Source organism: Flexivirga endophytica, assembly GCF_014640635.1.
GTDB classification, from domain to species: Bacteria; Actinomycetota; Actinomycetes; order Actinomycetales; family Dermatophilaceae; genus Flexivirga; species Flexivirga endophytica.
Genome location: NZ_BMHI01000002.1, coordinates 247,857 through 260,207 on the forward strand (window position 1 = coordinate 247,857; position 12,351 = coordinate 260,207).

At 69.3% G+C, this 12,351-nt stretch carries 7 protein-coding genes; 3 read left to right on the forward strand and 4 right to left on the reverse strand.

Features of this window, described 5'->3' with window-relative positions; all coding sequences use genetic code 11:
- Positions 1–68 precede the first annotated feature (68 nt).
- The 4 genes from IEX71_RS06155 to IEX71_RS06170 all read right to left on the reverse strand — a co-directional run bounded on the left by IEX71_RS06155 (position 69) and on the right by IEX71_RS06170 (position 3,323).
- Positions 69–449, reverse strand: coding sequence for a DUF1304 domain-containing protein (locus IEX71_RS06155; RefSeq protein ID WP_188836109.1), 381 nt, complete (start codon positions 447–449; stop codon positions 69–71).
- Positions 450–481: 32 nt separating this feature from the next.
- Entirely contained in the window at positions 482–1,159 is a 678-nt protein-coding gene (locus IEX71_RS06160) for a class I SAM-dependent methyltransferase (protein WP_188836110.1), read from the reverse strand.
- Positions 1,160–1,243: 84 nt separating this feature from the next.
- The gene (locus IEX71_RS06165; RefSeq protein ID WP_188836111.1) at positions 1,244–2,749 is read right to left on the reverse strand and encodes an MFS transporter; all 1,506 of its coding nucleotides are present in this window, start codon (positions 2,747–2,749) and stop codon (positions 1,244–1,246) included.
- A gap of 250 nt (positions 2,750–2,999) precedes the next feature.
- Entirely contained in the window at positions 3,000–3,323 is a 324-nt protein-coding gene (locus IEX71_RS06170; RefSeq protein WP_188836112.1) for an antitoxin, read from the reverse strand.
- A gap of 118 nt (positions 3,324–3,441) precedes the next feature.
- On the opposite strand from IEX71_RS06170, the gene recC reads away from it, so the two are divergent.
- Genes recC through recD form a run of 3 tightly spaced genes read left to right on the forward strand, consistent with a single transcriptional unit; the run spans position 3,442 to position 12,055 of the window.
- Positions 3,442–6,819, forward strand: coding sequence for an exodeoxyribonuclease V subunit gamma (recC, locus tag IEX71_RS06175; protein ID WP_188836113.1), 3,378 nt, complete (start codon positions 3,442–3,444; stop codon positions 6,817–6,819).
- Positions 6,819–10,184 carry a UvrD-helicase domain-containing protein gene (locus IEX71_RS06180; RefSeq protein ID WP_188836558.1) on the forward strand — a complete coding sequence of 1,122 codons (3,366 nt, stop codon included), beginning with the start codon at positions 6,819–6,821 and terminating at the stop codon, positions 10,182–10,184. The genes recC and IEX71_RS06180 overlap by 1 nt, the downstream gene beginning before the upstream one ends.
- Positions 10,184–12,055, forward strand: a complete 1,872-nt coding sequence (gene recD, locus IEX71_RS06185; RefSeq protein WP_188836114.1) for an exodeoxyribonuclease V subunit alpha — start codon at positions 10,184–10,186, stop codon at positions 12,053–12,055. Before IEX71_RS06180 ends, recD begins: the two co-directional genes overlap by 1 nt.
- Positions 12,056–12,351 lie beyond the last annotated feature (296 nt).

A 12,351-nucleotide genomic window follows, 5' to 3' on the forward strand; every position in this document is an offset into this window, starting at 1 on the left:
GACGGATGAGCGGCGTAGCGAAACCACCCGATTCGGCAAGCCGCTCGATGCAGCGGTATGCCGCTCGATCAGCCGGCGAAGGCCAGTGCGATCAGTGCCAGCACGGGCAGGGTGCCCTGCGTGGCGGCGGCTCGCGCCTTCGACATGTCACTCGCGACCAGCACGAGTGACGCTGCGGCCATGGATCCGGCGCCGGCGACGGCGAGCGCGACCGACGCGGAGTGAGGACCGGTGCCGCGCAGCACCACCGCGACCAGGACGACGATGGCGAGGAAGAGGTTGTAGAACCCCTGATTGAACGCCAACGGCTTTGTCTGCTCTGCCTGTTCGGCGCTGACGCCGAAGGTGGCACGCGTGCGTGGAGCCGTCCATGCGAAGGACTCCAGCCAGAAGATGTAGACGTGCAGCAGGGCAGCGAGCACGAGGAGCACGGAGGCCACGATCGACATACGCGGAGCTTACTGACCCGGGAGTTGACAGGTCAGGCCTTGCGACGGGCCAGCAGCGTGGAGTCGTCGATCTCGACGGTCCGCCCGTCACGGGTGACGGTGCGGGGGCGCTGCTGCACCACCAACGCCTCGAAGTCGTCCGGCAACCCCGGCACCAGGTCCTCGGCGAGGAACATCGCCTTGCGTTTGCTCTCGGTCAGCTCGGCGAAGTGTGCGGCGGGAGAGTGCCCCACGACCAGCAGGTGCCCGCCCGGCGCGACGGCGGCACCCAGCCGACCCACGGCGTCGACCATCCGGCCGTCCGGCAGGTGCAGGAAGTGTGAGGTGACCAGGTCGTAGGACCGGCCCGCGGCGTCGAACTCGCGGGCGTCGACCTGCCACCAGTGGGTGCGGTCGGCCACACCGGCGTCCGCTGCGTGCTGCGCTGCGCGGGCGAGACCCTTGCTCGAGAAGTCCGCGCCCGTGACCTGCCAACCCTGCTGAGCCAGCCAGATGACGTCGCCGCCCTCGCCGCAGCCGACGTCGAGCGCGGTGCCGGGCGACAGCTTGCCGGCCTCGGCCACCAACTGTGGGTTGGGCTTTCCGCTCCAGACCGAGTCGGCTCCGTCATACCGCTCGTTCCAGGAGGTTGCCTCGAAATAGTCGGGGTCGGTGGGGCTCGCCCCGTGCTGGTGCTGGTGCTTGTGCTCTGCGGTCTCGTTGCTCTGCATGCGATCAGCATGGCAAGCCTGCAAGAGACTTGGCAAACGTTGTTGCCAGATCAGCAAACTGCCGTTGTAGGGCGCAGCGCCCGCTCAGGGCGCAGTGGTCTGCTTCTGCGGAGGCTCGTCGATCTTGGTGCGCTCGCCGTGCGGGTTGCGGAAGAACACCACGGCGAGCACGGCCACGATCGCGATGCCCGCCGGCAAGTAGAGCGCCTCGCCCATCGCTCGGGAGAAGCCGTCGGCGACGAACGCCGGCAGGTGTCCGGCGGCCCCGGCAGCACCTTCGGTCGCCGAGTAGGAACCGGCGGACTCACCCAGGTGCGCGTGCAGGCGGGACTCCATCACCGCGGCGATCGCGGCACTGCCGATGACCGCGCCGACCTGCCGGGTCATGTTGTAGACACCGGCGCCGGCTCCGGCGCGCTGCGGTGGCAGCGTCCTGGTCGCCGTCACCGACAGCGGAGACCACATGAAGGCGTTGGCAAGACCGAGCAGCGCCAGCGGCAGCACGAGCTGCCAGGTCGGCAGGCCCGGCCCGAGGATCGCGCCCAGCCAGAAGAGCGACACCGTCAGGCAGACCAGACCGAACCCACCGATCAGCGACGGGTGGTAGCGGTCCACCATCTGGCCGACGAACGGTGCGCCGACCACATTGACCAGCGCCATCGGCACGAAGAGCAGCCCGGCCTGGGTCGGGGACAACTCACGCACCACCTGCGCGTAGAGCATCATCGGCAGCGCGAACGAGGTGATCACGAAGCCGACGATGCTGATCGCGATGTTCGCCAGGCTGAAGTTGCGATCCTTGAAGAGCACGAGCGGCACCAGCGGGTCGGCCTTGGTGCGCGTCTGCCACCACACGAAGATCACCAGCAGCACCACACCGACCGCGATCAGCAACGGCACCGAGACGAAGCTCCACACGGAGCCCCAGTCGTAGGACTCACCCTCCTGTATGCCGAACACCAGGCAGAACAACCCGGCGCCACTGAGCGCGACGCCGACCCAGTCGAACGTGTGCGTGTGCACCGGCAGCGACGGCACCAGCCACCACGCGAGCGCGAAGCCGACGACGCCGACCGGCACGTTGATGTAGAAGATCCACTCCCAGCCCCAGTTGGTGGTGATCACGCCACCGAGGACCGGACCGACCAGCGTCGCCACACCGGCGACGGCTCCCCACAGGCTCATCGCCTGCCCGCGCCGCTCGCCCGGGAAGGTGCGGGTGATGACCGCCATCGTCTGCGGCGTCATCATCGCCGCGCCGACGCCCTGCACGACGCGTGCTGCGATCAGCATGCCGATGCTGCCGGTCAGCCCGCACCACAGTGAGGACAGCGTGAACACCGCCAGGCCGATCAGGTAGAGACGGCGTGGCCCGAACCGGTCGCCCAGCCGGCCGGCGACCAGCAGCGGCACGGCATACGCCAGCAGGTAGGCGCTGACCACCCAGACCGCGCTGTTGATGTCGGTGTGCAAACCCTCTTGGAGCGCGGGTATGGCGACCGTCACGATGGTCGAGTCCACCAGGATCATGAAGAACCCGATGCACAACGCGATCAACGCGCGCCATGGATTGACCTGCTGCAACTCCAAGAGGGGGGTCCTTCTGAGGGTGGGATCAAAGGGTCGGGGAGACGTCCCCGGGAACTTCACAATCCTATGTTGTCGGGCCGACAACGGAACCCTGCCCGCTCCTATGGCGACTGGCCGGCCCGCGGCTCGGTCGTGTCGGGGTCCCCGCGAAGTATTCGGGGAGCGCAGCGGAGGAGAAACTTCGTGGGGTGACAAAGGCCCGCCCCGGAGAATGCCGGGACGGGCCACTGATGGCTGACGACTGGTGAACTCAGCTGCCGGACGGCGGCGTCTGGCCCGGCTCGGTGGGTGGCGGCACCTGGCCGTCGCCGGGAGTCGGTCCGGTCGTGCCCGGCGCACCGCCGGTGTCCGGGCGCTGCTCGGCCAGCTTGTCGGCGCCCTTGAGGGCCGCGTCCTGCGCCTTCTCGAGCTTGTCGTGATATTTGCCCTGGGTCTTCTCGTCGATCTTCGACGTCAGTTTGCCCAGGACGCCGGCGAACTTGTCGCGATTCTCGTGGGCGAGCTTGCCGGCCTTCTCCTTCGCCTGCTGGGCGGCGTCACCGGCGTTCTTCTTGAAATCTTCACTGTTGGGCACGGTGCAACTCCCTTACTGGTAGACCTTCAACTATTGATGCCAAACGCCGTCGACGCAACATCCGTTCCGCGGTGCGGGGCGCGGAGCCGGAGTCGGTCCGTCGTCATACAGTCAACGCGTGACGTTGATCCTGCATCGTGCCGAGCGCACCGACGTGCTCGCCGATGGCCTGGCGCGGTTGCTGAGCGACCCGCTCGACGACCCGTTCGTGCAGGAGCTGGTCATCGTGCCGACGCGCGGTGTCGAGCGGTGGCTGGCGCAATCGCTCTCGCACCGGCTGGGCGCGGGCTCGCGCGGTGGGGACGGCATTTGCGCCGGGGTGCGGTTCGTCGCGCCGCACTCGCTGGTCGCGTTGCTGACCGGGCGCGAACGCGACGACCCCTGGCATCCCGACCGTCTGGTCTGGCCGCTGCTCGAGCAGATCGACGCCCACCTCGACGAGCCGTGGAGCCGGACTCTCGCCGAGCATCTCGGACACGGCACCGACGACCCGGACGGGCACAAGGCCGGTCGACGCTATGCCGTCGCGCGCCGGGTCGCCGGCCTCTTCTCCTCGTATGCCGCCCAGCGGCCGAGCCTGCTCACGGCGTGGGGTGCGGGACAGTTGACCGACGGCACGACCACCCCACTCGACCCGGATCTGGTGTGGCAGGCGCAGCTGTGGCGACTGCTGGCCGATGGGGTCCCGGAGCCGACGCCGTCCGCCCGTCACGCGCGGACCGTGCAGCAATTGCGCGAAGGTCAGGATCCGGCCCCGAACGCCGCTCTGCCACCACGCATCTCGCTCTTCGGGCACACACGCATGCCGGTCACTGAGCTCGAGTTGCTGGAGGCTCTCGCCATACACCGGGATGTGCATCTGTGGCTGCCGCAACCGTCCGACGCGCTCTGGCAGGCCGCTGCCGGCATACCTGCCGGGGTCGTGGCACGCGCCGATGACGACAGCGCCGAGCTGGTGCACCATCCGTTGCTCGCCTCGCTCGGCCGGGACGCGCGCGAGCTGCAGCGCGGGCTGCCGCCGGCGGAGGACCGCACCGAGGCAGGGCAACAGCTGGCCGAAGCATCGACCGCACTGGGATGGTTGCAGCACGACATACACCGGAATGTGTTGCCGGCGAACGATATTCGCGTGCAACGGCCCGTCACCACCGATGACCGGTCGATCCAGGTGCATGCCTGTCACGGTGCCGCGCGGCAGGTCGAGGTTCTGCGCGAGGTGCTGACCGGCCTGCTGCAGGACGACCCGACCCTGGAGCCGCGGGACATCCTGGTGATGTGTCCTGACATCGAGAGTTACGCGCCGTTGGTGCAGGCTGCGTTCGGGCTGGGCGAGCCGTCGGGCGGCACGACAGCTGGCCACCCCGCGCACACGTTGCGTGTCAAGCTCGCCGACCGGTCGTTGGCCGGCGTCAACCCACTATTCGAAATCGCCTCTGATCTGGTCGATTTCGCGGTCGGACGGCTTCGGGTCAGTGACCTGCGCACCCTCATCGCACGGGAGCCGGTCCGTCGGCGGTTCGGCTTTGACGAGGAGGACCTCGAGCGCATCGCCGAGTGGATCGCCGAGGCTGAGATCCGTTGGGGGATGGACGACGAGCATCGTCGGCGGTTCGAGCTGCAGGAGATCGACCAGAACACCTGGCGGTTCGGCCTGCGCCGGTTGCTGCTCGGTGTCGCGATGAGCTCCGCCGGCGGTGCCGCGGTCGGTGACGTGCTGCCGGTGGACGACGTGGAGAGCGGCGACATCGATCTGATCGGCCGGTTCGCAGAGCTCGTCGACCGCATCGACGGTGCCCTGGGCGCGTTGCAGGGCGCCCGCACCGCTGACGACTGGATGGGCGCGCTTGCCGAGGGTGTCGGTGGACTCGGCGCCGTTTCACGCGAAACCATCTGGCAGCAAGCACAATTCGACCGAGAGCTGCAAATCGTGCGTGCGACCGCAGCCGGCGGCACTGACCTGCGGGTCAGCGACGTGCGGCAACTGTTGCGTGCCCGGCTCGAGGGTCGTGCGACCCGGGCCAACTTCCGCACCGGGACCATCACCGTCTGCACCATGATGCCGATGCGGTCCGTGCCACACCGGGTGATCTGCCTGCTCGGTCTCGACGACGGAGTGTTCCCGCGCACCAGTGGCATCGACGGCGACGATGTGCTTGCGCGCAATCCGCTGACGGGAGAACGCGATCCGCGCAGTGAAGACCGTCAGCTGTTGCTCGACGCGGTGCTGGCGGCGACCAATCACCTGGTTGTCACCTACACCGGCGCCGGCGAGCGCACCGGTGCCGAGCGTCCGCCGGCAGCGCCGCTGGGCGAGCTGATCGACGCCGCCCGCCGGTGCGCCATCTGGCCGGAGGGCCACGACGTTGTCACGCGTCATCCGTTGCAGCCCTTCGACGCCCGCAACCTCGTGCCGGGAGCGCTCGGCACCGCAGCGGCGTTCAGCTTCGACCGCACCGCGCTCGTCGGCGCGCGCGCTGCCCAGCATCAGCGGGTCCGCGACCCGCGCCTGTTGCGTGCGCCGTTGCCGCGGCAGCCCGTCGGCGACATCAACTTCGCCGACCTCGCGCGCTTCTTCGCCGACCCCGCAGCGCATTTCGTACGGCGGCGGCTCGACGTCGCACTGCCCTACGAGGAGGACAGCGTGGACGACGCCATGCCGATCACGCTCGACGGATTGCAGAAGTGGCAGATCGGCGACCGTGCGCTGCAGGAGTCGCTGGTCGGCACCGCACCCCACGACATCACCCGGATGGAGCAGCTGCGGGGCGCCATACCGCCCGGTGCGCTGGGGCAGGAGGTGCTACGTACGACGATCGACGGCGTCAAGGCGCTGCGCGACCCGGTCGTGCAGCTGCTGCTGCGGGAGACCTCGAGCATCGACCTGGACATCCGGCTGCCCGACGGTCGACGGGTGACCGGCACGGTCGGCGACCTGCGCGGCGACGTGCATCTCGCCATCACCTTCTCCACACTGCGCGCCAAGCAACGGCTGCAGTCGTGGTTGACCCTGCTCGCCCTGGCGGCCGGCGCACCCGACCACCCCTGGCAGGCCGCGGTCGCCGGGTGGCTGCGCGGCGGCAAGCAGCGACAGGCCGGTTACTACCTGACCGGCGGGCTCGACCAGGAGACCGCGACGCGACATCTCGCCGACCTGGTCGACGTCCACGACCGCGGCATGTGCGACGCCATCCCGCTGCCGCTGGACACTTCGTTCGCCTATGCCGAGAAGCTGCTGCAGCGCTCCGGCAGCGAACGCGTCGCTGCCGAATTCGGCCGACGCAAGTGGGACGGCAGTGGTTTCGGCGATCGACGCATCCCCGGCGATGCCGAGAAGCCCGCCCAAGAGCTGCTGTATGGCGGGCCGATCCCCTTCACCGATCTGCTCGCCGAGCGGCCCGTCGACGACGAGGCCTGGAATCCGTCAACCAGCCGGCTCGGCCAATATGCGCTGCGGGTGTGGGCTCCGCTGCTCCAGAACCAGGCGGCACACACGTGATGACCCCACTCCTCGACGAGCCCTTCGACATACACGGCCCGCTGCCGACCGGCACGACCGTGCTCGAGGCGAGCGCGGGCACCGGCAAGACGTGGACGATCGCGGCGCTGGTGACGCGGTATGTCGCCGAGGGCGTCCACACGCTCGACGAACTGCTGGTGGTCACTTTCGGGCGCGCTGCTTCCAGGGAGCTGCGCGAGCGGGTCCGCGAGCAGCTCGTGGCCTGCGCCGAGGCGCTGGACGACCCAGACGCCATACCGACCGACCCGCTGCTGGTGACGCTGCGCGACGTCGACCCGGCAGAGCGTGCGACACGGGCCAGGCGGGTCCGCGACGCGCTCGCCGCGTTCGACGAGGCGACGATCGCGACGATCCATCAGTTCTGTCACCAGGTGCTGCGTGGCCTGGGCATCGCCGGTGACACCGACGCCGGCGCCACCCTCGTCGAGGACGTCGACGATCTGCTGATGGAGGTTGTCGACGACCTCTACCTGCGCGGTTTCGCACGCCAGGAGAGCCGGCCGGAGTTCGACCTGGCCGAGGCGCGGCGGATCGCCCGCCGGGTCGCGGGCGACCCGAGCGCACAACTGGTGCCGCTGCGGCCCGAGCCCAACACACCGGCGGCCCGCCGGGTCGGATTCGCCCGGGCGGTGCGTGGCGAGCTCGCCCGTCGCAAGCGCCGCCTCGGCGTCCTGACCTACGACGACCTGCTCTCCCAGGTTGCCGACGCCCTGCGCGACCCCGACGGTCCGGCGCGTGAGCGACTGCGGCGGCAGTGGAAGGTCGTGCTGATCGACGAGTTCCAGGACACCGATCCGGTGCAGTGGGAGGTCTTCGACCGGGCGTTCCGCGGGCACGCGACGATGGTGCTGATCGGCGATCCGAAGCAGGCCATCTACGCATTCCGTGGCGGTGACGTCACGACCTACCTGCAGGCCGCGCACACCGCAGGAGTGCGGCGGACGCTCGGCACCAACTGGCGTTCCGACGCGCCGCTGGTCGCTGCGCTCGGCCGGTTCCTGACCGGTGCCGCACTCGGCGACCCCGAGATCCTGGTCCACCCGGTGACCGCGAGCCACACCGAGACCCGGCTGGTCGGAGCACCCGAGCCCGCGCCGTTCCGGATCCGGTTGCTCGGCGCCGACCAGGTCGCCCGGTCCCAACTGCTGAAGGACGACGCGATTCGTGCGGCGGCCTACCGCGAGCGCGCGGCGCAGGACGCGGCCCACGACATCGCGCGACTACTGGGTTCCAATGCCACGTATGACGATTCGGGTCATGCCCGTCCGATCCGACCCAGCGACATCGCTGTCCTGGCGAGCCGCAACGACCACCTGGCGCTGATGCAGCAGCAACTGCGCGAGGTCGGTGTGCCGGCAGTGCTCAGTGGCGCCGGCAGCGTCTTCCGCACGCCGGCCGCGCGGGCGTGGCGCATCCTGCTGGAGGCCATGGACCAGCCGCATCGGTCCGCGCGGATCCGTGCCGCTGCGCTCACACCCTTCATCGGCAAGACCGCGACGGAGCTCGACGCCGACAGCGAGCTGCTCACCGAGCAGGTGACTGACCGGGTCCGCTGGCTCGCGTCGGTCTACGAACGCCGAGGCATCGCAGCTGTTTTCGAGATCTGCAACATCGACGGTCTGCCGGCGCGGGTGCTCGCCGAGATCGGCGGTGAGCGTGAGCTGACCGACCTGCGGCACATCGCCGAGGCCCTGCACGCGGTCTCGATGGAGCGGGCGAGCGGACTGCCGGCGCTGCTGGCCTGGCTGCAGGAGCAGGCCGAGCAGGACCGTCCCGCATCGGGTGACGCACGGGCTCGGCGCCTCGACAGTGATGCGCAGGCCGTCCAGCTGCTGACCATCCACGGCAGCAAGGGACTCGAATTCCCAATTGTCTACTTACCTTTCGTCGCCGACCGATGGGTGAGCGACGACGACAACCCGCTGTTCCACGCGCCAGGCGATCCGCCGCGCCGGTCGATCTACGTCGGTCAGGCCGACCGGGAGGCCGGCAAGCTGGCCCGGCAGGAGGACGCCGGCGAGTCACTCCGCCTGCTGTATGTCGCGCTCACCCGGGCCAAGTCGCAGGTCGTCGCCTGGTGGGGACCGTCCAACAATGCACCCGACTCGGCGATTCATCGGATGCTGATCGACCGCGATCCGGCAGCGCCGACAGCCGCCGGTGCGATCGCGGACTCACGTGGGCACCGCAGCGAGACGGAGGCTGGTGCCCTGTTGCAGCGCTGGTCGGATGCCGGTGGGCCGCAGTGGGAGCGGGTCACCAAGGCGGGCTCCGATCCGGTCCGATCGGCAGTCGCGGCAACCGATCTCACGGTCCGCCGGTTCACTCGGGTCATCGACGAGGATTGGCGTCGCACGTCGTACTCGGCACTCAGCCGTGTCCTTGAGCAGCTTCCCGCCGCGGACGGTGTGAGCAGCGAGCCCGACGCCGACGTGAAGAACGACGAGCTGCTCCTCGAGCATGCTGATCGAGTAGCGGGCGAGGAACGAGACCGCGTATCGAGATCCGCGCACCTCGACAGCGGTCTCGACCGCGAGTCCCCGATGGCTACTCTGCCCGTCGGAGCCACCTTCGGCTCGCTCGTCCACGCAGTCCTCGAGACCGCCGACCCGACGGCGACCGACCTGGCCGCGGAGCTCACCACGCGGGTCCACGAGCAGCTGGTCCGCTGGCCGGTCGATGTCGACGTGGAGGTGCTGGTCGACGCGCTGGTGAGGGTCTACGACACACCTCTCGGACCGCTCGCCGGCGGAGTCACGCTGCGCTCGGTCGGCCGGAACAAGCTGGCAGAGCTCGATTTCGAGCTACCGCTGGGGGCTCAGGACGGCGACGAGCGTGTCCGGTTGGGTCAGCTGGCCGCCATACTCCGTCGGCACCTGGCAGCCGGCGATCCGCTGCTGCCCTACGCCGAACTGCTCGACAACGAGCTGCTCGGTGGGCAGGTGCTGCGCGGCTACCTCACCGGGTCGATCGACGTGGTGCTGCGGGTGGGTGAGCGCTATCTGGTCGCCGACTACAAGACCAACTGGCTGGGCCCCGCCGACGAGTCACTGCTGTTGGGTGCCTACGGTCCCGAGCCGCTGGCGGCCGCGATGGGGCACTCCGACTATCCGTTGCAGGCGCTCTTGTATGCCGCCACGCTGCACCGCTATCTGCGCTGGCGATTGCCTGACTACGACCCGGAGCGACACCTCGGTGGTGTGCTCTACCTATACCTGCGAGGTATGGCGGGTGCGGATTCCCCTGTGGTGGAAGGCAATCCGACCGGTGTCTTCTCGTGGAGCCCACCGGCCGCGTTGGTGCTCGAATTGTCCGACCTGCTCGACGGCGAAGGTGGTGTGTGATGGCAGTCGACGACGACGTCCGGATCGCGCGGCGCGCTGATGGCGTGTTGGCGGCTGCCAACCGTGCCGGCATTCTCGAGCCTGCCGACGTGCATGTCGCCCGGCAATTGGGCGACATTGCCGCAGAGGCGGATCCGTCGGTCGTGCTGGCGCTCGCGCTGACCGTTCGCACGGTGCGGAGCGGGTCGATCTGCCTCGACCTGCACGAGGCCGTCGACCCGTCCGCGCTGACGCCGGTCGAGGACACCGAGCGGGCAGATGATGAGCAAGAGGGCGGATCGAGCGCAGCCCTGAGTGGCCGCGAGGAACCAGCGGCGTATCGAGATCCCGATCCGGCCGACCCCGCCATACAACAGGGTCTGCACGAGGACTGGCCGACCGACGCGGACGCGTGGCTGCGTGCCGTGCAGGACAGCGCTCTGCTCCGATCCGGTGTGTTGCGAGTCGAATTCGGGCTCGTCTACCTCGACCGTTACCACCGCGAGGAGGTCCGCGTCGCGCAGATCCTGCGCGAGCGGGCGACGCAGGATCCGCCCGCCGTCGATGCGGCGACCCTCGAAGCCGGTCTATTACGGCTGTTCGACGGTGAGACGTATGCCGAGCAACGCTCCGCCGCCGAGAGCGCGGTCCGGCAGTGGACCACCGTGCTCACCGGTGGTCCCGGCACCGGCAAGACGTCGACGGTCGCCCGGCTGCTGGTGCTGCTCGGTGAGCAATGGGACGCGTCCGGGCAGACCCGGCCGTTGCGGGTCGCGCTCGCCGCGCCCACCGGGAAGGCGGCCGCTCGACTCAAGGAGTCCGTCTCGCAGGCGGCGGCGCAGCTCGCTTCCGGCGACGCGGCGCGGATCCAGGATCTCGACGCAATGACGTTGCATCGATTGCTTGGTTGGAATTCCCGCAGCAGCAACAAGATCCGCTTTAACGAGAGCAATCGTCTGCCGCACGACCTGATCGTCGTCGACGAGACGTCGATGGTGGCGCTGACCATGATGTCCCGGTTGCTGCGGGCGACCCGGCCCACCAGTCGACTGGTCCTGGTCGGTGACGCCGAGCAACTCGCGTCGGTCGACGCGGGCGCCGTGATGGCCGACCTGGTCGAGGGCTACCAGCAGCTCGCCCCGCGAACCGTGTGCCGACTGACCACCTCACATCGGTTCGACGCAGAGATCGGCTCCCTGGCGGCCGCGGTGCGTGCCGGCGACCCGGACCGGGCGATTGCGCTGCTGCGCGCGGGCGGTGAGGCGGTCAGCTGGATCGAGGACCACGATCCGGCGCCGGTGCTCCGCGGCCGACTGCTGGACCACGCACTCCGACTGCGCGAGCGCGCCGTCGCAGGCGACGCGGCCGGTGCGCTCACCGTCCTCGGTGAGCACCGGCTGCTCTGCGCGCAGCGCACCGGCCCGCGGGGCGTGCGCTGGTGGAACCACCTGGTCGACGAGTGGCTGTCGGAAGCGACCGGTGATCCCCTCTGGGAGCCGATGTATGTCGGGCGGCCGATCCTGGTGACTCGCAACGACTATGCACTCGGCGTGCACAACGGCGACACCGGCGTCGTGATGGGCGGGGACGGCGCGGCGGTCGCGCAGATCGGCACCGCGGCCGGACCGGTACCGATCGCCGCGAGTCGGCTGTCCGACATCGAGACGATGCACGCGATGACGATCCACAAGAGCCAGGGCAGCGAGGCCGGCGCGATCACCGTGCTGCTGCCGCAGGAGGAATCCCCTTTGCTGACAAAGGAACTCCTCTACACCGCGGTCACCCGTGCGCAGCGGCACGTCACGATCGTCGGCAGCGAGGAGACGGTTCGTGCCGCGGTCACCGCGCAGATCCGTCGCGCGACCGGGCTGCGTCGGCGACTCGGCGGCTAGTGCAGAGCAGGCGACCCGGGCGACGCGGAGGGATGGCCCGGGTAGGCCGACCCTGCCGCCGCGCCCGCGTTCGATCAACGCAGTTGCGGTCCAGCATGGGCGTTTTCGCCGTGCTGTCGAGGTCCGGTATGTAGTTGGCGTGGTCGTTGTCCGCCACTGGGATCGAGTCCGGTCGGGCTGAGCTCAACCCTGAGTGAATCCAAGCGTGCGAGGCCGTTCGCGGAGGGCACGCCGCGCGGAAATACCGAAATATGTTCGATGAAGCCCTAGCCATTGACAGTGCTTCGCGGTATCCT

What these genes read in the sequence shown, in the direction of transcription:
- IEX71_RS06155 (WP_188836109.1), bottom strand. Translation starts at nt 449, where the DNA reads ATGTCGATCGTGGCCTCCGTGCTCCTCGTGCTCGCTGCCCTGCTGCAC.
- IEX71_RS06160 (WP_188836110.1), bottom strand. Translation starts at nt 1,159, where the DNA reads ATGCAGAGCAACGAGACCGCAGAGCACAAGCACCAGCACCAGCACGGG.
- IEX71_RS06180 (WP_188836558.1), top strand. Translation starts at nt 6,819, where the DNA reads ATGACCCCACTCCTCGACGAGCCCTTCGACATACACGGCCCGCTGCCG.
- recD (WP_188836114.1), top strand. Translation starts at nt 10,184, where the DNA reads ATGGCAGTCGACGACGACGTCCGGATCGCGCGGCGCGCTGATGGCGTG.